Origin of the sequence: Streptomyces sp. NBC_01775 (assembly GCF_035917675.1) — a bacterium.
Taxonomy (GTDB): domain Bacteria; phylum Actinomycetota; class Actinomycetes; order Streptomycetales; family Streptomycetaceae; genus Streptomyces.
Window position 1 is genome coordinate 124,224 of record NZ_CP109105.1, and the last position, 24,293, is coordinate 148,516.

Consider the following 24,293-nt stretch of genomic DNA (forward strand, 5'->3'; position numbering starts at 1 on the left):
AGCGGCGGACAGGGACCACCACAGACCCCCTCCCGACGGCAGGTGCCGCCGGCGCACCGTCGAGAAGGAGCAGGACGAACGAGGCGCCGGATACGGACCGAAGGCAGACGGCGCCGGGCGTGAAGCCGGGGAAGAATCGGCGCGCTGCGCGATGGCACGAAGCAGTCACGAGACAGGACCGGAGGAAGGACGCCCCGGAAGACGGCGGCCCGTGCGCAGCCGGGGTCATCCGCATCGGTCGGCGCCGGTCCGCAGGCTCGGCCAGGACGCTCGCCCCGCCCCCGCTGTGCCGCAAACCGAGCACGCGAACGAGCACGCAAACAAGGTCCGGTGCCCGCCGAAGTAGCTCACGGGCACCCGGGGAGGGTTCGGCCGCTCAGCTGCGCATCATCGTGTAGCTGAGCGGCGACCGGGACGGGGCTCAGTCGCAGTTGTCGTCGTGAAGACGGCGATGCCGCCGGAGCCGCCACGGTGTCCACGGGGCTTCGACTTCCGGTCGCTCTTGGCGAAGGACGTTTCGTCGGGCGATCCGTCTCACCCCGGATGCACACGGCCGGGGATGAAGTCCGGAACCCGACAGAGGAATAGCCGACGGTGCGGAAGCGGTCCCGGTGGCGGCGCGGCACCTCCGCACACGGGAAGCGGCCCCGGCGCCCAGGGAGCCGGGGCCGAACACCGGTCGGTCGGGCTGTTGCCCCCGGAGGAAAGCAACAGCCCGACACTCACCGCCTGGACCCGCCTACTGGGGCGCCTCCTCTGGACGGTCCCCACGGATCTTCGGGGTGAGCTCCCTCATGTCCTTCCGTAACACCGTGCCCAGGGCCACCGCGAGGTACAGCACCGAGGCCGCGAGCAGCGGCACGGTCAGCCCGAATCGCTCCACGACCTGTCCCGCGACGAGGCCGCCGAGAGCACTCCCCGAGGCGGCAAGGGAACCGCCGACGGAACTCACCCGGCTCCGGAACTCCTCCGGAGGCCGCGAGTAAGTGATCTTCCCGATCACCGGCTCGATGAAAGCCCCGGCGAAACCGGCGACGGCCCAGGCAACCATGGCGAGCCACATCGGTGCGTCCAGGGCCAGCGCGGGTAACTGAGCCACCACCAGGAAGTAACCCACTATCAGGATCACCCAGGACCGCACCCGCTCGACCAGGGTTACGGCAACGGCGCTCCCTATGCAGGACGCGACCGCCGCCGTGCTGAGGAGTGCGCCGATCGCCCCCGGACCCGCATCGGTCTCCAACGCCCAAGAGGGCAGAAACACGCTGGTCATCGGCGCGAGCAGGAAACTCATGAGGCCCAACATCACGTAGAGCCTGACGAGCAGGCCGTCCCTGCGGAAGTGGCCGATCCCCTGGCCGAGACTCCGCCAGTACCCCTGTTCCTCCTCACCGTGACCCGCATTGACCCGGCCCGGCTCCATGCCGCTCGGCAGCGCCAGGCCGACGATCAGACAGCTCACGGTGGACAGCAGAGCCACCACCGCCAGACCGACCACAGGCTCCATCGCCACTAGGAAGGCGCCGATTGAAGGACCGAACACACGGCCGACAGTCACCATCGCCGAACTCAGGCTGATACCACGCCCCTCAGCGACACCGACGTACTTCGCCGCTTCCGGAGCCAGAAACCTCTTCGCCAAAGAGCCCGCACCGTCCACAGCACCTATCAACGCGATGAGCGCCAGCAGTGCCGGATAAGTCAGCATGTCCATGACAAGCAACACCGCGATCAGCGTGACACTGATCGTCCCCACCACACCAGCCATCCACGACGTCCGCCGCAGCCCCACACGGTCCACCACCGGACCGGCCAGAAACCGCACCACGACGTACGGCGCCAACTCCGCGAAGACAACCATCCCCGCATGACTCGCACTACCGGTCGTGGCGATCACGAACCAGGGCATGGTCAAGATCATGATCCATGCGCTGATACACCCCGTGAACGTCGTGGCGAGCACCCACAGCAGAGCGCTGTAATGCCTTGCCATCGACAACCCCAGGGCCAAGCCGCTTCCAACAGACACGGCTATGACACCTCCCAAACTCCATCGGAGGCTCAGACCCGGGATAACGGGTCTTGATGCCCCGCCGGGAGCGTCCCGGCAGGGGCCCCCGGACGGGTGCTGGAGGTACCGGGGCGCCGCGAAGCAAGCCCCGGTACCTCCAGCACCCGTCACGCTCCTGTGCCGGGATGCTTCCGGCGGGGCATCAAGACCCCCGCGCCCAGGCCGACACATGGACACGCGAGGCCGTGGATCGAGAATCCGAGGAGGGGCGACGCCGCGGCCATGAAGAACCACCGGCCGAGTCCACGAAGAAGGACGCGGTCAAGCTGTCAGGTATGACCCGCCCCGCACACGCCGCTCAAGACCGGACAGGCATTCCGGCACCCGGCCGGTCGGCCTCGGACCCGAGCGCCAGGCCGACCGGGCAACCCGCCGCCCCTGTGCGAACCCCGACTCGTCATCGACGCCTCGGCCACCGGCAAAACACCGCGACAGCAACCTCACCAGCGCCCAACACCCTCGAAGCACAGCGATCCCGGATCGCTGCAAGCGCCGGGGCAGGGGCCGCCACGGACGGCAAACCGAGCACACGAAAAAGGCCCGGTGTCCGCCAGAGAACTGGCGGACACCGGGCCTCCTGCTTTCCACACAGATCCCCCGGTGCCCGCCGAAGTGGCTCGCGGGCACCGGGGGATCTCGGCCGCTCAGCTACACATCATCGTGTAGCTGAGCGTCGACCGGGACGGGACTCAGCAGTTGTTGTCGAAAGGGTTGGAGATGCCGCGGCGATTCTTCTTCCTTCCCCCCTTGCCCTTGGCCAAGGACGCTCCGCCGGCCTTCGACGGGGAGAACGCCGCGGTCGTCACCGTCCTGGCACCGAGGCTGCTCTCGCCGCACTCATCGTCGTTGTCCTGGCACCCCACGACCACGAAGACGATGGCGAGCACCACCAGGATTGCCACAACCACCTTCACGATCGAGCTACGGCCTTTGCGCATGGTTCCCTCCCTTGGAAGGGGACTCGCCGCTCTCTGCGGCGGGTGGTTGTCCCCTGTCCGGCGCGGGCCGACCGCGCTGCGCTGGGGCGGGAGACAACCGGGCTCGTTCCTCGCCCGGTTGTCTCCCGTCTCGGCGTAGTGCAGGCTCAAAGCGGCGGACAGGGGACAACCACCCGCCGCAGAGAGCGGTCGTGACAAAGGGACAGCTGAAACGTGAAGCCGTGACGTCTCAGTCGGAGCAATTCCTCCTGGCCGCTCACGCGCACCAAGCCAACAGAACAGCGAGCAGGAATTCCCAACGCCCTGCCGCTGCCGGACAGTACCCAGCACGACGAAAGCCTCGGTGCCGCCGTTCTCGGCGGCACCGAGGCCGACTCCCACCCACCGAACCGGAAAGCTCAGCGAGACCACGGCACACGAAGCGAACAGCAGCCCGCCTCACAGACACCAAAAACAGCTCCGGCGCCCGCCGCACGACGACGGACGCCGGAACTCACAACGACCGGATCACTTCGGCTCGGCCCCGCCGCACCTGAGGCACTTCCCCTGGTAGTACGCGCAGTCGGCATTCGTCTTACTCATCACGCACGCCATCCCCAGGGTCGCCAGCGCCTCAAGCAACTTCTTCAGGGCGTTATTCATGATCTCTTACCTCTCCGCCGGAGAGGGAGGGCCGCTCTCTGCGGCCCGTGGCGGCCCCTGCCCGGCGCAGCCGATCAGCCCCAGGGGTGGGGTGGGGGCAAACCGCTCTTTGGTTTGCGGCCACCCCACCCCTGGGGCAGGCTGCAAGCGGCGGGCAGGGGCCGCCACGGGCCGCCGGGCGACCACCGCCGGCGCGGAGAAAAGAGCGGCGTGCTGAACGCCTGTGCCACCGACGAGAGACGAGGACGAGACGGCTGACAGCCCGACCACGCCAGCCCCGGTACCGCCGAGTTCGGCGGTACCGGGGCTGGCGTGGTCGGCTCGGCCCAGGTTCAGCTGGCCCTCCTCCGAGCCGGATCCGCGACCACAAGCCCTTTCCTCACGGCGGAGGCACCGCCCGGCATGGTCGAGAAGGCGCAACACCGTGAGCGGGAAGCAGGGCGGCATCCGGACAGTCGTCGGCGGTCACGACCTCCGGCCCGCGCCTCCCGCGCCCCAGCCCGAGGTAGCCCCTACGGAACCCCGGAGACACCGGCACGCCGAGGAGAAGGAGCACGACGGCGGAGTCGGATCGGCTGCGGACACAGCGGCCACGGACGCAGCAGAGACACCCGACGCGGACCCGGACCGGACCGCTGGCGCGTTGCCCGACGGTGGAATGAACGGTGGAAGAGACGGCGCCCCGGACAGCCGCGCAGAGTCCGCGCGGAACCCGGCCGTACGCGTGCGTGCGCAGAAGACGGGTTCCGGCACCCTGCGGCGCCGGAACCCGAACCACTGGCAAGTCAGCTGTTGCCCCCGGGAGGGGGCAACAGCCTCACCGCGTAGACCCCCTTACTGGGGCGCCTCCCCCGGACGGTCCGCACGGATCTCCGGGGTGAGCCCCCTCATGTCCTTCCGGAACGCCATCCGCTGAACCACCAGGAGGTACAGCACCGAGGCCGCGATCAGCGGCACCGTCAGCCCGAAGCGCTCCACGACCAGCCCACCCACGAGGTTGCCAAGGGCACTCCCCACGAGGACAGCCGCACCGCCGAGCGACCTCACCCGGCTCCGGAACTCCTCCGGAGGCCACCGGTAGCTGACCTTCTCCACCAGCGGAGGGGGAAACGCCCCAGCGAAACCGGCAACGGCCCAGGAGATCGCGACGAGCCACACCGGTGCGCCCACGGCCATCATGACCAGCTGAGGCACCAGCAGGAGGCAACCCACCGCCTGGACCGCTGAGGGCCGCACCCGCTCAATCACAGATACGGCGACAACGCTGCCTACCACGGATACGAACGCCCCGACAGTGATGATCCACCGGGTCACCCCCGGACTCGCGGAGGCATCCTCGGCCCAGAGAGGCAGAAACACACCGGCCATCGGCGCGACGAGGAAACTCATGAGGCCGAACATCGCGAAGTGCCTGACGAGCACGCCCTCACCGGCGAAGTAGCGAATTCCTCCGCCAAGACTCCGCCAGTACCCCTGCTTCTCCTCACCACGACCCACCAGGACCGGGCCCCGCTCCATGCCGATCGGCACCGCCAGGACGCTGATCAGACAGCTCACGACGAACAACAGAGCCACCACTGCCAGACCGGCCACAGGCTCCCACGCCGCCAGAAACGCACCGAGCGACGGGCCGCCCACACGTCCGACGTTCACCATCACCGAACTCAGGCTGATTCCGCGGCTCTCGGCGACACCGACGAACTTCGCCGCTTCCGGAGCCAGAAAGCCCTTCGACAGAAGGCCCGTAGCGTTCCCGGCACCCGTCACAGCGATGAGTGCCAGCAGCACCGGAAAGGACAGCCTGTCCGTTACGACAAGCAGACCGATCAGCACGACGCCGACCGTCTCAACCACACCAGCGATCCACGACGTCCGCCGCAGTCCCACCCGGTCCACTACGGGACCGACCAGAAAGCGCGCCGCAACGGACGCACCCATCTCCGCGGAGACGACCAGCCCTGCCTGACTCGCGCTGCCGGTCGTCTCAAGGACGTACCAGGGCATGATCAGGACTAAGACGCAGGCGCCCAGACTCTCCGTGAACGTCGAGGTGAGCACCCACGTCAGACGGTTGACGTGCTCTTTCCATGACCACTGCAGGGCCAAGCCGTTACCAGAAGACACGGCCAGACACCTCCCGAACTAGGAGGCTCGGGTCCCGGATAGCGGGCCCGATGCCCCGCCGGGGGCGTCCCGGCAGGGGCCCCCGGACAGGTGCCGGAGGTACCGGGGCGCCGCGAAGCAAGCCCCGGTACCTCCGGCACCTGTCAAGCTCCTAAGCCGGGACGCCACCGGCGGGGCATCGGGCCCCCCAGCCCCCGGCCCTCCGCCCAGGGGCCTGACTCGACACGTGGAACCGCGGCTCACGAGGCACGCAAAGGGACACACTCTGGCTTTGAAGGGCTACCGGCCAGGCTCGATAAACACGTCAGCCGACCCGTCCGGCAACGCCACAGACGACGCCCAAAGCTGACGAAGCACTTGCGCAGCGACGACCGTCCAGCAGACAGCGCTCGCCAAGTCGTTCAAGCGTTCAACACGACGCGCCCACCAGGAACGCCCCGGCACACCCGTCCGCAGAACAGCGAACACAAGACTCACCGCGCAGTCCCCCCGCACCGACACACCGCTACAACACGACGCTTCACCACTCCGGCCAGCACAACAACACGCGCACGTCACCCCGCCAGTGACCGCTGGATCCCCCGCACCCCCCACTGCGGCCCGATCAAGCCACACACGATCAGAGAACGCCCAGCCCAGCCCAGCCCACCCAGCCCACCCGGCCCACGACGAAAGCCGACACCGTCGCGCTCCCACACCCCCGGCGCTTGGTTCAGACGGGACTCACGCGGTCCCGCCACGCTCCGACTCTCCGACCAGCCGGAGCAACCGGAGCAACCGGAGCAACCGGAGCAACCGGAGGATGAACCCGAGTCCCCTGCCTGGTCTTCAAGCCGCCACAGATCGTGCGCAAGCTCTGCGACCGCTTCCCTTTCGGGGAACACCGCCGCCCGGGAAAGTCCGGCCCCCAGACAGATCCACCACTACGCGCCCGCCCCTGGCGGTGCCGGACGGGCTGCCCCCATCAAGGAGGCAGCCGACTCACGGAGGGGCAACGGCGAGACCCCTGCGCGCGTGCGTACACAAAAGGCGGGCCCCCGCGCCTTGCGGCGCCGGGGCCCGAGTACCGGGTACCGGGTACAGCCAGCCGTCGCCTCCATCCGGAGACGACGGCTGACGCTCACCGGCTGTCGTCCTCCGCCACTTCCCTACCGATGTCCGGCTTCAACTGCCGGATGTCCGACTGGGCGAGGAACCAGATCACCACGCCGACGTAGATCACTGCCGCCCCGATCAGAGGACCGGTCAACCCGTAGCGGTCGACAGCCAGACCCACCACAAGATTTCCCACTGCGTTGCCCATGTAGGTCGTCGAGCTCCCCAGGGCCCGTACCCGGCTCCGGAACTCCAACTCCGGGTGGTGGTAGGTGACCTTTTCCACCACCGGCTGAGGAAAAGCCCCAGCAAAACCAGCGACGATCCAGGCCAGCGACACCCCCCACAGGGGAACGCCCAGCGCCATCACCAAGAGCTGCGGCACGAGGAACAGATAGCCCCCCGCAAAGACCAGGGACGGCCGCACCTTCTCCGTGGCGTGGATGGCTATGAAGCCACCCACAAGTCCGGCGCATGCCGCGACGGTGGTGAGGACGCCGATGATCTGCGGCCCGCTGTGGGCCTGTTCGGCCCACAGCGGCAGCACCACTCCGTTCATGGGGGACATCAAGACCCCCAGAAGGGCCAGCATCAGGTGCAGCCGGACGAGCAGCTTGTCCCGCCCGAAGTACACGATCCCTCCCGTGAGGCTCTTCCAGTACCCCTCCTTATCCTGCGGAGCCGAGTCCGGCTCCATATCGGACGGAAGCCTCATGATGATCACGGCGCCCAGGAACTGGAGCGCCGCGACGATCCCCATCCCGATGGCAGGATTCGCCGCCGCCATCATGGAACCGGCCAGCGGACCGGCCACACGACCGGCCGTCATGGCCGTGGTGTTCATGCTGATCGCCCGGCTCTCCTTCAGGCCGACGAGCTTGGCCGCAGAGGGAGCGAGGAACGACTTCGCCAACGACCCAGCGCCGCTTGCCGCACCGAGCAGGGCGACAAGCCCCACCAGGGCGGCATACGTGAGCTGATCCGTGGCCGCGAGCAAAGTCATCGTTCCGACGCTGCCGGTCTCGATAAAAGAGCAGATCACCGCCACCTTGCCGAGCCCGACTCGATCCAGCACCGGCCCGGCGAGAAGCCGCGCCACCAGCAAAGGCGTCAGCTGTGCGAACACAACCAGTCCCGCCCGGCCAGCACTTCCCGTGGTCTGCAGAACAAACCAGGGGAGGGTAAAGGTCAAAATGGACAGGGAAAGGCCCCCGGCCACGGTGGATACCAGGATCCACATCAACAATACGTACTTGTCCAACGGCCGTGACATCAGTCATGACCTCCCGAACCTAGGAGGCTCGGGTCCCTGACAGCGGGCCCGATGCCCCGCCGGGGGCGTCCCGGCAGGGGCCCCCGGACAGATGCCGGAGGTACCGGGGCGCCGCGAAGCAAGCCCCGGTACCTCCGGCATCTGTCAAGCTCCTAAGCCGGGACGCCACCGGCGGGGCATCGGGCCCCCAGCCCGCACCCGGGGAGCCTTCACCCGGACAAGGGGGAGCCGGTGGATCCTGAAGTCCCGCGAAGGGGTACGCCGCCGCGTTGAAGGGCTACTGGCCGGGTTCGAGAAACGGCGGTCGAGCTGTCCGGTCTCGCCGCAGACGACGCTCAAGACTGGAGGGGCAACACACAACAAGGCCCCGGCCCTCACCAGCGTGAGAGACCGGGGTCAGCCGACACCGTCACAGCCTCTCCCCCTACACCCCTCCCCCACCGTGCGACGACCCGCCCCGCTTCCATGCCTTCAGCAACAACTGCATCCTTTGTGTCGGCTCCCATCACAAGCCAACGCGCGATGCAGGAGCGGTTCCCGGCAATAGCACCACGCGTCCGCACACGGAAAACGGCCCTGGCGCCCTGCGGAACCAGGGACGGACACCGATCAGTCAGCTGTTGCCCGCGGAAGAAGGCAACAGCTGACTGACCGCGTGGCCCCTACCGGGGCCCCTCCCCCGGACGGTCCTCACGGATCTCCGGGGTGAGCCCCCTCATGTCCTTCCGCGCCCGCGGCCCTCGTCGACAGCGAAGTACGCCGCTCCCGGAACCAGAAGGCTCGTAACGTTCCCGGCACGCCCCACAGCAACGAGTGCCAACAGCGCCGGAAGAAACAGCCTGTCCGTCACGACGAGCAGGGCGATCAGCGCGACGCTGATCGCCTCAACCACACCAGCGATCCACAACGTCCGCCGCAGTCCCACCCGGTCCACCACCGGACCAGCCAGAAAGCGCCCCGCAACAGACGCACCCGCCACCGTTAAGAGGACCCACCCCGCCTGACTCGTACTACCGGTCATCGCAAAGACGAACCAGGGCATCAAGACCCAGACGCATGCCCTCAGACACTCCATGATCACCCGCTCCATGAGCGTCGAGATGAGCATCCACAGCAACGGCCCGTACTTTGCCCGCAGTCGTGACATCAGTCATGACCTCCCGAACCTAGGAGGCTCGGGTCCCTGACAGCGGGCCCGATGCCCCGCCGGGGGCGTCCCGGCAGGGGCCCCCGGACAGATGCCGGAGGTACCGGGGCGCCGCGAAGCAAGCCCCGGTACCTCCGGCATCTGTCAAGCTCCTAAGCCGGGACGCCACCGGCGGGGCATCGGGCCCCCAGCCCACGCCCAGGGCCTCCACCCGGACACGTCGAGCCGCGGCTCACGAGGCACACAAAGGGACACACCCTGGCCATGAAGGGCTACCGGCCAGGCTCGAGAAACACGTCAGCCGACCTGCAGATGCAAGCAGAACCGCAGATGCAAGCAGCCCGCTGCCGCAGCGTTCGCTCCGACTCGACGCCGCACCAGCACCGCGAAGCTCCGCCACCCCAGCCCGCACAACAACGCACGCCGATTGACTACACGAAAACAGTCGGCACGCCATCAGCTACGGCAGCCCTTCCCACACATGCCGAGCCCGACGTTCAGGGCGAAGCCCATAGCCGAAACCGTGCATCCGCACTGCCCCAGCCAGACACCGATGGCCCCGATACCGCCAGGTGCGCGGTACCGGGGCCATCGACTCAGTCAGGGCTCAGTCGTCATTCTCCGAGCCGGACCCGTCCCCGTCCTCGGGCTGGGGAGGCGCGGGTTGGGGAGGCGCGGGCTGGGGTGGCGCGGCCCGGGGCTTGTGCCCGCCAGCGTCCGTCCACATGCCGCGCGGTTTGTTCGTCATGGTGCACTCCTTCTCGGCAGTGCCGGGCGGTGCCTCCGTCATGAGGGAGGGGGCCCGTGGTGGGCCCTGCCCGACGCAGCCGATCCGCGCCAGGGGTGGGGGGCTGGCAAACCGCTCTTTGGTTTGCCAGCCCCCCACCCCTGGGGCAGGCTGCAAGCGGCGGACAGGGACCACCACGGACCCCTGGGCGGTCAGGACCGGCGCGGAGAGCAGAACGAGGAAAGCAGAAGAGAAGAGACGAAGTCCGGCACAAGGCATGCCTCGGCAACCGGGCACAGCGCCGGACGGCCCACACGACGTGAACACCACCGGACTGCTCGCCCCTCCTCGGCGCCTCCACATGCGGAAGGGCCCCGGTGCCGTCGTGGACCGACGGCACCGGGGCCCTTCGCCACAGGGCGGTTCACCGAGAGACGGTTACTTCTCGCCCGAACCGTTGCAACCCCCGGTGCACGTCCTGGTACCCGAAGTCCCGTCGCCGGTGATGACCCGATCCGGATCGGTACCAGTGCCATTGCACCTGTCGCAGCGGCGCGGGGCCTCGGTCGGCATCTCGTCCGTCATGGTGTGTTCCTTCTCGGCAGTGCCGGGCGGTGCCTCCGTCATGAGGGAGGGGGTCCGTGGTGGGCCCTGCCCGACGCAGCCGATCCGCGCCAGGGGCGGGGTGGGGGCAAACCGCGCTCTTTGGTTTGCCCCCACCCCGCCCCTGGGGCAGGCTGCAAGCGGCGGACAGGGACCACCACGGACCCCCTCCCGACGGCCAGCACAGCCCGGCACCGCCAAGAAGGAACACAAGGCGGGGGCCTGCCGGATGCTTCCGCGTCCCCGGATGGGCCGGAAGCATCCAGGCCGCTCACCCGTCACCGTGTGGCGGCCCACCCGCCATCGGCCGGGCTGCGAAGTGACGCTTCTGACGGACCAGGTTCGCCACGAGGGCATCCGTCAGCAGGGCGAAACCCCTCCGCGTGCCCACCGGTCCGATGCAACCGACGGCTGAACGGCGGAAGGTTTACCCCGCTCGGGAAAACACTCACTCGGACTCCGGGCTGCCGGAGACCGGAATCGGTCCGTCCGAGAACCTGAAAGGCCCGCACAGGTCCGGCTCAGCCTCGCGGCGCTTCGGAGAAGGGCGCATGACGGGGAAGGCGCCAGGGCCAGTTGCCCCGGGCGGAGGCCATGGCATCCCCCGGCCCGGCCCCGCTCACCACCGACGCACCTCCGAGCCACCCAAGCCGTCAGCCTCCGCACCACCGATAACCGAAGCCCTATTGCATAGCTCGCTCCCCCACTCCCCTACCCTTTCCCTCTCAGTCCCTCCTCTCCTCCTACGAGTTGGCATCGGAGACGGGGCCCGGGGCGTCTTCCCCTCTCCGCTCAGGGGGACATGGGATTGAGTAGTGCTGAGGCAGTCCTGATCCGATGAACGCTGCTCGGCGCCCGTGTCCGACTCCGCGGTACCGGTGGTCTCGTTGCAGAGCCGTGTGGAATGGAGGAAGTCGTGGTAGCCGAGCGAGTCCGCTACGGCGGACCTGGGATTCGGCACGGGGCCGGAGAACAGCTGCCAACGGGCGTATTCACTTTCTTCCCGCGGCGGAGCACCAAGACGAGGCCAGGGCGGCCTACGACGGGGGCGTCGAGCTGTATGCGTCGATGTTCGCTAGCCGACTGGAGACGCAGCCGTTCGCGCGGAACATGATCGGCACCTTCGCCGAGCTGGTGCGCGGTACGGATCGCCCAGCGGCCAGCGGGCGGCACGGGCCCACCCCCGCCGAGCCGGCCGGCGTACCCGAGCGCGGTGATCCGCAGCTCGCCACGGACATCGACGACGTACTGGCCCGGCTCTCCCCCACCCACCGGGCCGACCTGGTGCTGCGGGACACAGAGGGCCTGGACGAGGAGGCTACGGCCGCGCTGCCCGGCGTCCCGGCCGGCACCGCAGAGTCCCGTCCGCACCGGGCTCGGATGAGCTTCCGAAAGGCATGGTCCTCATGACGACGCACGAGTCGACCCTGGTGGAGCGGCTGCACATCATGGCGGCCCGGGTCCGCGTCGCGCGGCTCGCCGAGGAGGCATGCCGTCCCGTTCGAGGAGGTGTGGGCGGTGATGGCAGAACTGGAGAGCGAGTTCGGGCGCTTCCGGCCGGCCATGCGGACGGTGCGGGTGCTGCGGGTCACGGGAGACCGGGGCGAGGCGCTGGCCCGCAGCAAGTACGGCTTCCGCGCACACCTGTGCGGCCTCGTCAGGCCGGTCCGGGCCGGTGCTGGCTACAGAGCCGGTTCCTGGTCATCGGGATGGCGGCGGCACCAGGGTGGCGCTGACCCGGCGGTGTCCGGGTCCGCGTCCCGGGGCACGGTCCGGCGATCGTCCGTTCGGCACGGCGGTCCGAGTGGTCCCGCGCGATGACCCGCCTCGCGGAACGAGTGAGCCGTCGGCAGGTCGGGCCCGGCGGCGTGACCGGGCGCCCGTCTCGCCGATCACCGCGGGCCGGCCCACGGAGACCGCCCCTCACCACCCCTGTCTCTCTGCCCACGCGCTCCGGTCGCCGGCGGGGAGTGTGACGGCCCCGCCCGGCGCCCGGCACGCGCCACACCCCGACCACAGCGACGACGGCGACCACAGCGACGACCGCGTCCTGATCACGACCCGACGCAGGAACCGCTACGGTGCGGAGAGGCTCTCCACTGCCGTACGGGCATAGCGGCCGAAGCGGCCGGGCGTCAGTCCGTTGCGTTCGGCCGTCACTTCGAACTTTCCGGCAGGCCACCCCAGCAGTTGTGCGGCCTCCGCGCTGCTGAGACTCGCCTCGATCCAGGCGTGGCGGTCGGATATGGCAGCGGTGACGTCCGCCGGGTCGAGCGAGTCCAGGCTCTCGACGGCGTACAGCGGCCAGCCGCGGAAAGCACCGGCCGGGCGCAGAACGCCGCGCTCGGCCAGGAGCTGGATGTCGGATCGCTCCACCTCCAGACCTGTGTGCTGTGCGAGGTGCTCGGCGGCCTTCTCGGAACCGAGACCGGGGTGGTCGCCGACAGCGGCGATGATCTCCTCGACCCGGTCGGGAAGTGTCTTCGCCAGCTCCTTCGACCAGCGCTGCTTCTCGGTGTCGGGTTCCGGGATCAGGCCGCGTTCCCGGGCACGCTGCAACTGCCAGGTCTTCAGACCCAGATAGCTGCTGAGCTGCACCGGGCCGAAGGTCTCGCGCCGCTGCGCCCCCCGCACGCGGGGAGCAGCAGGCCGTCCGCTGGTATCGGGGACGTCGGCGCGAGCGGCGGGCTTCTGCTCCGGCGCGAGGGCGGCCACGATGTCGTCGACACGGTCGGGAAAGGTCTTGGCGAGGGTGTAGGACCAGCGCTTGTCGTCGATGTCCGGCGGGGGGATCAGCCCTCGGTTCTGGGCACGGCGCAGCTGCGATTCCTCGATGCCCAGCCAGCGGGCGAGCTGCACAGGGCCGAAATCGGCACGGTTTTGACTCATGGTGGTCCCCTCCGCTGGGCGTGGTTCCGCGCGGTGCGGCGGCAGGGCGCAGAACAGCGTTCTTCCAGTTTCGCTTGGCCCACTGACAATGGTCCGGGCCGGCTGTTCAGTTCGGGCTGATGGACGGCTGATGGGGAGCGGGAGAGGAGACGGGGGCAGGGACGAGGACGGCGTGCAGGTGAGGCCAGCGCAGGTCCTTGGCGACCTTGGACGCGGCGACCCAGATCTGTGCGCCGTCGTGGTCCCGCCAGGTGGGAAGGCTGAAGGAATAGCCGCGTATGCCTCCGCCGGAGGTGGTGTGGTGGACGCGCCATTCCACTCCGGCATTGGTGAGGGCGCGTTCGAAGGCGTCTCTGCCGTGACCGCGGGTGGCGTCGCGTGCTGCCCGTATCCGCGCGCGCAGTTCCTCCCTTTCAGGACGGGGCGCTCCTCTGTGCTCGCTGGCGGCGCGTTCGGGGCGGGTGACCTGGGGAGCCATACGGTTGCTTCGGTCTTCGGCGTTGATGAGCTTCCAGGACCGTTCGATGTCGCGGACGACGGGCCAGGAGCGGTGGTAGTCGAAGGCGTCCCGCACCAGCCAGCCGGTCCAGTCGACGCGGCTGATGGTGAGATGGATGTGGTCTTCGCCGTGGCGGACGGCGACCCAGGGGCAGTTGCCGTATCCCATCCGCGTCACGTAGCGCTCGGCGATTCGGGCCCAGGTCGCGTCCGTGAGGGTGGGATCGTCGGGGGCGGTGCGCAGGGCACAGCGCCAGATGGGGCGGGCCACGTCGCTGCGGCGGGCGGTGTGGGCGTCGATGAGGTGCGCCAGCTGGTCGACGGCGCCGGGGACGTTTCCTGTTATCAGGCGGGGATTGACGTGTTCCTCGTCCCGGCCGGGACCGAAGTCGTAGCGGAGGGCGCGGTCCGCGCGGCGGCCCTTCGTGATCTTCGCGATCACCGCGGCTGCCCGGTGGGTCGCTCAGGTGCCACGGGCAGGCCGCGCACATGGAGCGCGGCGTTGCCGAGCTGGGCCATCGCCGCATCGGCGCCTTCGGGCAGGGCACCGCCGTTCTCCCGGGCGAGGCGTACCAGATCCCGCAGGTTCTCTGCCGCCTGTACGAGCTGTGCGTAGGCGTTCTCGTTGACCTCTGGTACGCGGGGGATGTCACCGGGCACCCCGGGATGCCCGTTGAGGGATTCCTCGACGACCGCCCGTACCCAGGCGCCGAGTTCCTTGCGCTCGGTCTTCTGGCGGGCCTGCTGCCAGCGCTCCAGTTCTTCGGCGTTCAGGCGCACGCTCACGCAGCGCGTGCGCTTGCTTCCCGAATTTCCCCGCACCACGCCGTCCACCCCTTGGCTCGTCTGCCGGTGCATCACTGGCGTGATGCGGCGGCCCCAACCGTAATCCCCGTACTCGAAGGCGCTCTTGGGCAGGTGGGCGAAGGGGCTGGAGGCAGGATACGGCGGGTGCGGCCGTGTTGAGGGCGCCGGGGAGGGACCTGGCCCGGGCGGTCCGTCCGTGATGGCGCGTGTGGTCGGATAGGCCGCCGGGGAGTGATCGGTAAGCCCGACAGCGCTCCGGGATGCCCGGGGACGGGGGGCTCGGTGGTCCGCCCGCCGGCGCCGGGCTTCGGGAAAGTGTGAGGCCCGACGAGCGGGGTCGCGCAGTGCCGGAAGGGCTGCCCTCGCACCTACCGCGCTCCGAGCAGTTGCAGGCACAACAGAAACAGCTCAGTACGCAAGGTGCTGGCGTGGGCCCCGGGCCGCGGGCACCCTCCCCCAGGGGTCTCCGGTCCGTCGGGCGGCACTCCCCCACGTCGTTCCTCCGCGGCTGCAGTTCAGCGTAGAGGAGAAGATGCCGTGACCGCTTCCTATGCACTCCGCGGAGCGATCCCACCCGGGTCACCCGTCCGCCACGGCCCGACAGGGACCGACACCTTCAGGCAGATGTGCGACGTCTTCTTCCGGGACAGGCGACTGAGCTTGAAAGCGAAGGGCGTCCTGGGGCTGATCCTCATGCACCGGGACGGCGCCGGTGTCACTGCGGAGCGCATCGCGGAGTGGTCCCCCGACGGGGTGCCGGCGGTCAGGGCCGCTCTGCAAGAGCTGGAGCACTTCGGCTATCTGATGCGCGAACAGTCCGGAGGAACCGGTGGCGCACCGGTCACGTATTCCACCGGGGATACGGCCAGGTCTGCGTCGCTGCACGGTGCCCAGCCGCCGGCGGTGACCGCGCCTTCGGGGTATGGCGCGGCTGAACACCGCGGACCGGCTATGGACGGTGCCGCGTGTGGGGACGCGGGGGATTCCACGCCGACCGGGGACAGCGGGGTGTCGAGGCGTCATGCGGTGGCGGCCGAAGGGGGGTTCCTTGTCGGCCATGAGGTGCAGCAGGTGCTGTTGGCATTTCCGGGGAGCTTGCGTGAAGCGATGCGGGCCACGGCGCACACGGACCGGCCCAGGGCCCTGGTCACCGCCGTTGAGCGGGAGTTGCGCATGGTGGGCCGGCATCGGCTGGTCGAGCGGGTGGGGCGGCGGTGGATCTCGCACGGGTATGCCCGTCTGCTGGCGGAGGGGACGCTCAAGAGGCCGGTGGGAGCGGCGGTGGCCATGATCAAGGCAGGGCCGTGCCCGAACCCGCGGTGCGAGGACGGTTGGTTCGAGGATGGGGCGGTCTGCCGGGCCTGTGAAGAACGCGAGAAGGACCGGCACGTCGAACCTGCGCCTCGGCCGCGGGAGGCAGCCTGGGCGCGGTGTCCGTACTGCGGCGCCGAGCTGGGCGCGGGCCCGGAACCGTGCGCAGGATGTGTGCGAAGGGCGGAGGCGGTCCGCGAGGAAACCGCTGCGCTGATTGACTCGGCCGTACGGAACTGGGAGGCGGTGCCGGGCGCCTCAGCGGCTGAAAGTCGCGCGGAGGTGGAGTCGGTGGTCGCGCGAGCCCACGCGGACGCCGCCGAAGCCGGAGCTGCCCCCGCCGGGCAAGCGCTGGCCGCGCGGCTGGCCGCTCTCGAGGAAGCCCGGCGCGCCCAGGCGGCAGGCGAGATCGGCCCCGGAGATCAGGTTCGTCTGTCTGCACGTGCGCATCGCCGGGGCCACCGGGGCGGGCCCGGGATTCCCGCGCAAGCCACACCGGGGGTGGACCGGTGCCCCGGCTCGGACGGTTCGGGGTGTCCCGACGGGCGCGCTGCGGTTGGAAGCGAGGGCTTGTGTGTGCGCTGCCGCACGGTAGCTGTCGGACTGAAGCCAACTATGAGGGGGAATGGGCACCCCCAGGGCCTGTAAGGGCTTCATCGAGTCCGGCGACCGGACCTCATTGCCCCTCGGGGACGGAGGTCCGGTGCCTTCCAGGCGCTTCCGTCCTGCCCTGGCTGCCAGTCAGTACACGTATCGCGGCACGCAGTTGGGGGGCGTGGTTTTTCCAGTCGCGGCGAAGCCGCCATCGTGCCCGGGCGGGCACTGCGGTGCAGGTGTGCACGCTGCCGTTACAGGGGTTCGCGGCGAAGCCGCCTGTGTGATGCGGAACCAGGGCGGCCCGCGCTGAGCGTGCCTTCGCGCGCTTCAGAGGGATCGGACTCCGCCCACGGTGTCTGGGAACGTAGTAAGAGGCAGTTGGTGTTTCCGCAGGTCAGAGTTGTACGGAACAGCTCTCATCCGTGTTTCGAATTGCGCTTCCGGGAACTGCTATTGCTTATAGGCAATTCCCGTTCGAAATATGTTCGATAACATAAGGGGCTGTGACACCTTGGTGACGTGCTTAGAGGCACCTCCTGTGTAGAGTCCTCGCATTCGTATTGCCTATGGGAAATACCCCCGGGTGAGAGGTGGGGCATGGGGGAGCCGAGCGCGTCCCGGCTACCCGCGGTGAACCGTGGGACGGGGGAGATCGTGCAGCTCGAGTTGCTGGACGGAGAAACGTTCCGGCGGAAGGGCCCCGGGGAGAACCGGGTACTGCCAGGAGCAAGGTACGACTGGCAGCCCCATCCGGGCCGCCATGTGAACGTCGGCAAGGCCCTGATGAAGAAGGTCTGGCACAAGGACAGCGGGTATCGCCAGAACGACCGGGACATCTTCGGTTTCTATGTGGCGCACTCCCCCGAGGGCACCGAACCCTTGCGCATGACCTTCAAGGAGATCGCGCAGACCCTGGGCATCCGGCCGGATACGGTGGCGCGGTCGGTGGGCAGGCTCCATGCCGGCGGGCTGTTACTGGAGGCCGAGAAGGTGGGCCGGATGAAGTTCTACCGGATCAACCCACGGGCTGCCTTCGACGGTTCAGCGACCGAGCAGGTGCGAGCCGTTCAGGACGCCCGCTACCCGGTCGTGCCAGCGCCACAATCCGCACCGGTGTCCAGGAAGAAGGAGATCTCATGACGTTTCCCGCGCAGCGGTCCGAGCTGCTCTTCACCCCGCAGCTCATGCACGCGCTTCTCGTGGGAACCGCCGACGCGCCCGGAGCCGACTTCAGGGTATTAAGTTACTACGCGACGGCAGTGCCGCTGGGCGAGACGGTGCGCAAGACGCTCAAGGAGATCTCTCAGGCCCTCCAGCTCAGTCCCCCCAACACCGGCAAAAGCACCCGCCGGCTGGTTAAGGACGGCTGGCTGGAGGTCTCCTACCGGATGGGCCGGGTGACCTTCTACCGAGCAGGTCCCAGAGTCATCGCCCTGGCCGCCCAGCCGCCCGAGGAAGGTTCGCAGCAGGCGCTCGCCAGCATCAGCTACCTGCCATGTGCATACGGGGGCCAGGACCAGTAGGAGCGCCGGCGCCGGATGGGCCTCGCGAGCCTGACAGCGAGTGCCGCGAAGCCCCTCCGGCCCTCCTTCCGGGGCCGGCGACGCCGTATACGAAGAGACATTGCCGCCGGCTCCGGGACCACGGGGGTACGGGATGCTGGGGGCTGACCGGCGCGCGTCCGCATACGGCGGCGATACCGACCGCTTCTTCCACCCGTGTGCCAGGTAATCCCACCGGGGTTCCGCCCATGGAGACGCCGTCGCGGTCGAGGGACGCCCGGTACCCCGACGAGACGGGGCCTGGGGATGCGGGCCAGGTTGGATGCCTTGCTGCTCGCCGCTCGGCCTCACGCCGGTCGCTGCGTACAACGAGCACTGCGTAGCCTGCCGGACGTCACTTCGTGGCAGTGGCTTCCTGGCCACCGAGGGCTGCGTGACGGCGCCGGAAGTCGATGAGGTAGTCCGCGAGACCGGCCTGGCCGAGGCGGTTGCCATGGCCGCCCTTGGAGCGGATGTCGTGCTGAGCACACAGCTCCGCCAGCTCTCCGAGAGAAGGTTCGCTGCCCTCGGCCTCGAGGTGCTGTGCCCACACTCGGTAGATGCGCCAGCCCATCCGGTACCGGCGCAGCGTGCTGGGGCTTATCTGGCCGCCGCCCCGGCCTGCCATCCCCCTCACCCAGAGGTGGTCGGCCAGTTCCTGCACCGTGGGCTCGACTTCCAGCTTGTCAGTGAGCTCGGCCCATGCTTGGTAGTAGCGGTCGACGAGTGTCGGGTTCCCCTCCCCCGCCGGGCGCTCAGGCTGCTTCGCCTCCTTCGCTCCTCGCTGCCTGCCGTGCATGACGTCCTGTTGGGCCGGTGGCGGAGCCGTTGCGTCTGTCTGCGTGGTCAAGAGGGCGGCCGCGTGGTGAGGCTGGTGCGGACCCGCCTCGGACGGTTGCGAAAGCGCCGTGGCGTTGTCCGGCACGCCGGGCTCCCCCGATACCGGTCTCCGCTCCGAGGACAGCTTCTTCAGCCCGGCGGCCGGCATTGCCTGCGGTGCTCGGATTTTCTCCTGCTCCGATGGCCCGGGGCCGGGGCGGGAGGCATCTGCTTCTGACGCCGGAACGGCTCCGTGTGCGTGGCGGACTGCCGGAGTCTCCTCCGGGATGTGGCCCTCCGTGCCCGAGCGGGGCCTCGGGATGCCGGGGCCGGCAAAGCGCGGCGGCTCTTCCCCCTGGCTGGAGTGACTTCGCTGGGCGTCATCTCCGAGCGGCGTGAGGGAGTCCGCAGGCAGCCCTACGGCTGCCAGTCCGGAGGGCGCGGTCTTGGTCAGCGGGACGCCGTAGCGGGCCAGCCGCAGCGGCATCAGTGCCTCGACGGGTGCCTTGCGGCGCCAGGCTCGTCCGTACCGTGCGCGCAGCCGGGTCTCGTAGACGAGGCGGTCCTGCTCCATCCGGATCACCTCGTCGTAGGAGCGCAGCTCCCACAGCTTCATCCGGCGCCACAGGCGGAAGGTGGAGGGGAAGGCCAGGAGCCAGCGGGAGAGGCGGACGCCCTCCATGTGCTTGTCGGCCGTGATGTCCGCCACGCGCCCGACGGCGTGCCGGGCCGCCTCGACGGTGACGACGAAGAGAACGGGAATCACCGCGTGCATTCCCACCCCCAGCGGGTCCGGCCAGGCCGCGGCGCCGTTGAACGCGATGGTGGCCGCCGTCAGCAGCCAGGCCGTCTGGCGCAGCAGGGGGAAGGGGATGCGGATCCAGGTCAGCAGCAGGTCGAGAGCGAGGAGTACGACGATGCCCGCGTCCACACCGATGGGGAAGAAGGGGGAGAAGGACCCGAAGCCCTTCTTCTCCGCCAGGTCGCGGACTGCCGAGAACGAGCCCGCGAAGCCGATCGCCGCGATCACCACAGCACCGGTGACCACTACAGCGATGAGTATGCGGTGCACGCGGCCAATGCGCACCTCCAGCACCAGAGCTCCCCGCTGTCGTCCCGGATGAGGGGTCAGTGTCTCACTCGTCTCAGCGTGCTGGCTGAGGCGCCTTCCACGGGGCCGGCCCGAGTGCAGCATGTGTCTCTTTGAGACGTCCCGACACGCTGATCACTGCGTACCCTCTGCCGATGCGAGCGTGTCAAGAGGCTTGGCATGCTGGTAGTACACGGAGTTGCGGTCTCGGACGCGTGTGATCAGCCCTGCTCGGTGGAGGAAGGCGAGGTGGTAGGAGACGGTCGAAGGGTGGAGGTCGTGCATGGCCGCGAGCTGAGTGGTGGTCCGCGGCACCTTGAGGTCGGCCAGCAGCACATCGCGGGTGGTGGAGCCTCCCCGTGACCGGTTCGCTGCCCCGGACGGGGCGGAGGCGGTGCCGGCGCTTGTGGGGTAGATGAGATACACGGGGCGCCGCCCCTGCGGGTCGACACTCAACAGCCAGGTGTGCGCCCAAGGCGAGGGAAACAGGACCAGGTTCCCGCCGGCGGAGACCTCGGCACTGTGCCGGTCGAGCAGACGCAGAGCGCCGTTGCCGTGGCGGACGGTTTCGTGCAGCGAACCGAGCGCGTACCCCAAACCGTGCTCCGCGAGCAACTGGGTGCGCAGCGCGATGTCGTCCGCCGCCCGTGCCGCGACTGCCGACCAGGATCGGGAAAGACCCCGAAGCCAGAATGTGTCCAGTTCTCGGGCCAGCCGGTCCGCGAAGTCAACCTCACCACGATCAGCGGCCCTGCGCAGGATCCGTCGGGCCGTGAAATCGGCGTGACTGTGCTGGGGCTGCACGTCCAAAAGGCTGCCGAGCTGCGAGGCCACCAGCCGACTAGGAGCGGAAGCGACACGATGCAGATCCTCCTCCGGCTCCGGCGTCCGACCCGCGGGAGCCGGAGGCGTCAGGAAGACAGGGGCGTAGAAGACCGGAGCGAAGGCATGCACCAACTGACGCATCGCGGCCAGCAACTGAAGCCGCTGATCCTGCAGCACACGGCTGACCTCGGCATATGACAAGGAACCGTCGCCCATCACCCGCGGCCGGTGCGGGTGCAGCACAGCAGCTGCCTGCATCAGCGGGGAAACCGCGAAACGGGTGGCCGCCAACTGGTTCGCGCTCAGCGGGATGGTGATCACACCTCTGCCTTCCATGTCCAACTTTGAGGCAAGATCGAATCATCTCCGGACACTCACGTCCACCCGCTGACGCAGACACTCGGAACTGGCCATAGCGCGCTACTCAATGCGCAGCCGCACAACCCGGGCTGCCCCGGCTCTCGGGTTGCATGGTCCGCGAGGGCAGTCGCCCCTCGGGCCCCGCCAGCGCCTCCCGAACGGCGAACGCCGTCGACTCGTCCACGGCTGCGACCTCCACGACCGCCAGACCGGACTCCGTCAAGGGCGCCTCCCTGACCGGCTTCATACCCGCCTCGACGGTCGGGCCAGCCCGACAGCTCGGGCCGCGCGCCCTCTTCCCTCGGACGGGGGCCGCCTCGGACACCCCCCGGGCGGCTTGCACGGAAGTAGAGTTGGGGTCTGTGGTTTACCGCGGTAAACCACAGACCCCAATCTTCTCTCCATAGCTAACGTGTCAATGCGACTTTCGGTCTTCGACGTTAGTAAGGTTCCCCCATGAGTTCTCCAGCCACATCGGGCGACCGCGAAAAGGTCGTCTCCAAGCTGCCGGCCCAGCTCCGGCAGGACCTGAAGATCCGGGCGGCCCAACACGGCGTCGAGATCCAGGGAGCCGTCGAGGACGGCATCAACGCCTGGGCCGCCCTTGCCTCCACCGGTGACCCGGTCGACACCTCCGGGGCCGACTCCTTCTCGACGTTCCTGCCGCAGGGCCAGTGGGAAACGTTCCGGCAGGTGGCGGCCGACCGGCGTGTCTCCCTCATCCAAGGGCTGGCCCAGTCCGTACGCCTGTGGCTGGAGAAGAATCCAGCGCCCAGCGTCCCCCGTCGCACCCACCCGCGCCGGCGCATCGTCTGCAACCAGAAGGGCGGCGTGGGCAAGACCGCAGTGACCGCCGGGCTCGGCGAAGCCCTCGCGGAGGACCCCGGCTCTCTTCACCCGGTGCGGATCTCCAAGCACTTCGCCGCGCAGATCGAGGGAAACAACGCCCTTGAAGTCGAAGATCTCCCCGGGCTGGGGCGCCGCACGCTGATGGTCGACTTCGACCCTCAGCGCCACCTCACGACCCAGCTGGGGCACAGCGAGATCCCCATGTCCGCTGAAGTTGAGAGCCTCAGCAAACACATGACGGGCGAGGCCAAGGGGAACATTCGCGACCTGATCGTCCCCATCAGTGACGACCGGTACGGCGGCAGGCTCGATCTCCTGCCCGGCTGCCAGGACGGCTTCCTCCTGGACGTCGCCCTCTCCAAGGTCCGGTTCCGTGAAGCAGCCCTGGAGCGGGCCCTGGCCCCGCTCGAACCGTTCTACGACGAGATCATCGTGGACTGCCCGCCCAGCCTGGGCCTGAGTATGGACACCGCCATCTACTACGGGCGCCGCCGCGAGGACGAAGAGCCGGGCGCCTCCGGGCCGGTGATCGTCGTGCAGGCCGAGGACAGCAGCGCCGACGCCTACGACCTGCTCGTCACTCAGATTGAAGACCTTCGCGGCGACATGAACGTCGAGGTCGACTACCTCGGCATCGTCGTCAACCTCTACGACCCGCGCCGCGGCTTCATCGCCACCTCTTCCCTGGAAGCCTGGATAGACATCAAGGATCCGAAGGTCGTCGCCGTCATCGGCGATCTCACCGACCAGCGCAAGGCCGTCCGCGTCAAGCAGCCCCTGCTGTCCTTCGCGCCGCGCGGCGAACAGTCCGTCACGATGCGCGCTCTGGCGAGGGGGCTGTCATGAGCGGCCGTGTCTCCGAGCAGCTCGGTACCGGCGCTTCCTTCGGCAGGACACGTGGCGGTGTCAGCGCGCGCCGTCAAGCGGTCGCGGCGACCACCGGCGCCCCCACCACGGGCGCCCCCGACAGCCGGCTGCGCACCCTTCCGCTGGACCAGCTGGTGCCCACCCGGTTCAACCCGCGCTTCAACTTCGGTACGGAGGAGGAACTCCACGAGTTCGGGCTGAAGCTGAAGAAGAAGCAACTGCAGCCCGCGACGGCCGTCACCCGCGACGCCTATCTGCTCCTGTGGCCCGAAGAGGAACAGCGACTCGGTGGCGCCCCCTACGTCATCGCCAACGGCGAGCGGCGGTATCGCGGCTCGAAGACGGTCGGCCTGACGACACTCGAGGTCGTCGTCGATGACGAGCTGGCGCGCTCGCGGGCGGACTTCCTCGACGCGGTCCTCTCCGAAAACAACGACCGCGAGGACCTGGACCCCATCGAGCGGGCCATCGGGATCGACACGATGACCAAGGAGCTCGGCGGTGCCGGCGCGGTAGCCGAGCACTACGGCAAGACCAAAGGCTGGGTCAGCCAGCAGCGCAGCCTGCTGAAGCTGACACCCGAGCTGCAGGCCCTGATCAGCGACGGCACGATGCCGGTGAGGGTCGGCCGGGAGATCGCCGCGCGGCCTCCGGCCGAGCAGGCCGCGGCCTGGCAGGCGGAGCTCAGGCGACGCACCGAAGCACAGGAGACCCCGCGCCCCCGCAAAAAGAAGAAGGAAGCGGCACCCGGCACAGCGCAGACAACGCGGCAACAGGGCTCCGACCAGCCCGGTTCCCCTTCCGGGACACCAGGGTTTACCGCGGTAAACCAGAGCGACACTCCGATCAATGCCCTGCAGGACGGTGCTCCGGCGCTACCCGGCCAGCCCCGGAGCAGGGAGCAGCGGCAGGACTCACCGGCCGATGGGGGAGAGGCACTCGCCCAGGCCGTGCACACGATCATGAGAGCGACCGAGCAGGATGCGGGCGATATCGCTGACGTGCTCGGCCAGAACCTGCCGCGGGACGTGCTTGCCGCTCTTACGGTCAAGCTCAACGCCTGGCTGTAGTCGGCCCGGGGCCCGTCCTGTGGGTTGGTTTACCGCGGTAAACCAACCCACAGGGCTCTTGGGCAGGAGCCCGTAGAAGACGCATGCCCCTGGGGCGGACCGACAGAGCGCCGCCGCCGGGAGTGGTCGCTTCGCCGTGACACCGCTATT

The 24,293-nt window shown here is 68.9% G+C and carries 18 protein-coding genes and 1 pseudogene; 6 read left to right on the forward strand and 13 right to left on the reverse strand.

Annotation, left to right across the window (positions count from 1 at the left end; translation table 11 throughout):
- Positions 1–739 precede the first annotated feature (739 nt).
- The 7 genes from OHB04_RS40870 to OHB04_RS40900 all read right to left on the reverse strand — a co-directional run bounded on the left by OHB04_RS40870 (position 740) and on the right by OHB04_RS40900 (position 10,038).
- Entirely contained in the window at positions 740–2,029 is a 1,290-nt protein-coding gene (locus tag OHB04_RS40870) for an MFS transporter (RefSeq protein WP_326693272.1), read from the reverse strand.
- Between the two features lie 731 nt (positions 2,030–2,760).
- Positions 2,761–3,009 carry a hypothetical protein gene (locus OHB04_RS40875; RefSeq protein WP_326693271.1) on the reverse strand — a complete coding sequence of 83 codons (249 nt, stop codon included), beginning with the start codon at positions 3,007–3,009 and terminating at the stop codon, positions 2,761–2,763.
- A gap of 507 nt (positions 3,010–3,516) precedes the next feature.
- A complete protein-coding gene (locus tag OHB04_RS40880; protein ID WP_326809661.1) occupies positions 3,517–3,651 on the reverse strand; it encodes a hypothetical protein in 135 nt (44 codons plus the stop codon).
- Between the two features lie 834 nt (positions 3,652–4,485).
- Positions 4,486–5,757 carry an MFS transporter gene (locus OHB04_RS40885; protein WP_326693270.1) on the reverse strand — a complete coding sequence of 424 codons (1,272 nt, stop codon included), beginning with the start codon at positions 5,755–5,757 and terminating at the stop codon, positions 4,486–4,488.
- Between the two features lie 1,138 nt (positions 5,758–6,895).
- Positions 6,896–8,131: an MFS transporter gene (locus tag OHB04_RS40890; RefSeq protein WP_326693269.1), complete on the reverse strand. Its 1,236-nt coding sequence runs from the start codon at positions 8,129–8,131 to the stop codon at positions 6,896–6,898.
- Positions 8,132–8,858: 727 nt separating this feature from the next.
- Positions 8,859–9,290 (reverse strand): MFS transporter, encoded by a 432-nt coding sequence (locus OHB04_RS40895; protein ID WP_326693268.1) that lies wholly within the window; start codon positions 9,288–9,290, stop codon positions 8,859–8,861.
- Positions 9,291–9,897: 607 nt separating this feature from the next.
- On the reverse strand, positions 9,898–10,038 hold the full coding sequence (locus tag OHB04_RS40900) for a hypothetical protein (RefSeq protein WP_326693267.1): 141 nt from the start codon (positions 10,036–10,038) through the stop codon (positions 9,898–9,900).
- Positions 10,039–11,610: 1,572 nt separating this feature from the next.
- On the opposite strand from OHB04_RS40900, the pseudogene OHB04_RS40905 reads away from it, so the two are divergent.
- Positions 11,611–11,769: pseudogene (locus tag OHB04_RS40905) on the forward strand (SAM-dependent methyltransferase); the annotation flags it as partial.
- 135 nt (positions 11,770–11,904) lie between these two features.
- Complete coding sequence (locus OHB04_RS42120; RefSeq protein ID WP_405807784.1) at positions 11,905–12,030, forward strand: hypothetical protein; 126 nt, start codon at positions 11,905–11,907, stop codon at positions 12,028–12,030.
- A 666-nt stretch (positions 12,031–12,696) separates the two neighbouring features.
- Here OHB04_RS42120 and OHB04_RS40915 read toward each other — a convergent pair.
- The 3 genes from OHB04_RS40915 to OHB04_RS40925 all read right to left on the reverse strand — a co-directional run bounded on the left by OHB04_RS40915 (position 12,697) and on the right by OHB04_RS40925 (position 14,793).
- Positions 12,697–13,509, reverse strand: coding sequence for a hypothetical protein (locus OHB04_RS40915; RefSeq protein WP_326693266.1), 813 nt, complete (start codon positions 13,507–13,509; stop codon positions 12,697–12,699).
- Positions 13,510–13,615: 106 nt separating this feature from the next.
- On the reverse strand, positions 13,616–14,449 hold the full coding sequence (locus tag OHB04_RS40920) for a relaxase/mobilization nuclease domain-containing protein (RefSeq protein WP_326693265.1): 834 nt from the start codon (positions 14,447–14,449) through the stop codon (positions 13,616–13,618).
- Positions 14,446–14,793 (reverse strand): hypothetical protein, encoded by a 348-nt coding sequence (locus OHB04_RS40925; protein ID WP_326693264.1) that lies wholly within the window; start codon positions 14,791–14,793, stop codon positions 14,446–14,448. The genes OHB04_RS40920 and OHB04_RS40925 overlap by 4 nt, the downstream gene beginning before the upstream one ends.
- 2,691 nt (positions 14,794–17,484) lie before the next feature.
- Between OHB04_RS40925 and OHB04_RS40930 the strand changes: the two genes are divergently transcribed.
- Positions 17,485–17,862, forward strand: coding sequence for a winged helix-turn-helix domain-containing protein (locus OHB04_RS40930; RefSeq protein WP_326693263.1), 378 nt, complete (start codon positions 17,485–17,487; stop codon positions 17,860–17,862).
- Positions 17,859–18,245 (forward strand): hypothetical protein, encoded by a 387-nt coding sequence (locus tag OHB04_RS40935; protein WP_326693262.1) that lies wholly within the window; start codon positions 17,859–17,861, stop codon positions 18,243–18,245. Before OHB04_RS40930 ends, OHB04_RS40935 begins: the two co-directional genes overlap by 4 nt.
- A 373-nt stretch (positions 18,246–18,618) precedes the next feature.
- Here the strand turns inward: OHB04_RS40935 and OHB04_RS40940 are convergent, their stop codons facing one another.
- The 3 genes from OHB04_RS40940 to OHB04_RS40950 all read right to left on the reverse strand — a co-directional run bounded on the left by OHB04_RS40940 (position 18,619) and on the right by OHB04_RS40950 (position 21,580).
- The gene (locus OHB04_RS40940; RefSeq protein WP_405807786.1) at positions 18,619–20,163 is read right to left on the reverse strand and encodes a DUF2637 domain-containing protein; all 1,545 of its coding nucleotides are present in this window, start codon (positions 20,161–20,163) and stop codon (positions 18,619–18,621) included.
- A gap of 144 nt (positions 20,164–20,307) precedes the next feature.
- Complete coding sequence (locus tag OHB04_RS40945) at positions 20,308–21,318, reverse strand: ArsR family transcriptional regulator (protein ID WP_326693260.1); 1,011 nt, start codon at positions 21,316–21,318, stop codon at positions 20,308–20,310.
- A gap of 103 nt (positions 21,319–21,421) precedes the next feature.
- Entirely contained in the window at positions 21,422–21,580 is a 159-nt protein-coding gene (locus OHB04_RS40950; RefSeq protein ID WP_326693259.1) for a DUF6207 family protein, read from the reverse strand.
- 233 nt (positions 21,581–21,813) lie between these two features.
- Here OHB04_RS40950 and OHB04_RS40955 point away from each other — a divergent pair, with 233 nt between their 5' ends.
- Positions 21,814–23,052, forward strand: coding sequence for a ParA family protein (locus OHB04_RS40955; RefSeq protein ID WP_326693258.1), 1,239 nt, complete (start codon positions 21,814–21,816; stop codon positions 23,050–23,052).
- 155 nt (positions 23,053–23,207) lie between these two features.
- Positions 23,208–24,143 (forward strand): ParB/RepB/Spo0J family partition protein, encoded by a 936-nt coding sequence (locus tag OHB04_RS40960; protein ID WP_442815137.1) that lies wholly within the window; start codon positions 23,208–23,210, stop codon positions 24,141–24,143.
- Positions 24,144–24,293 lie beyond the last annotated feature (150 nt).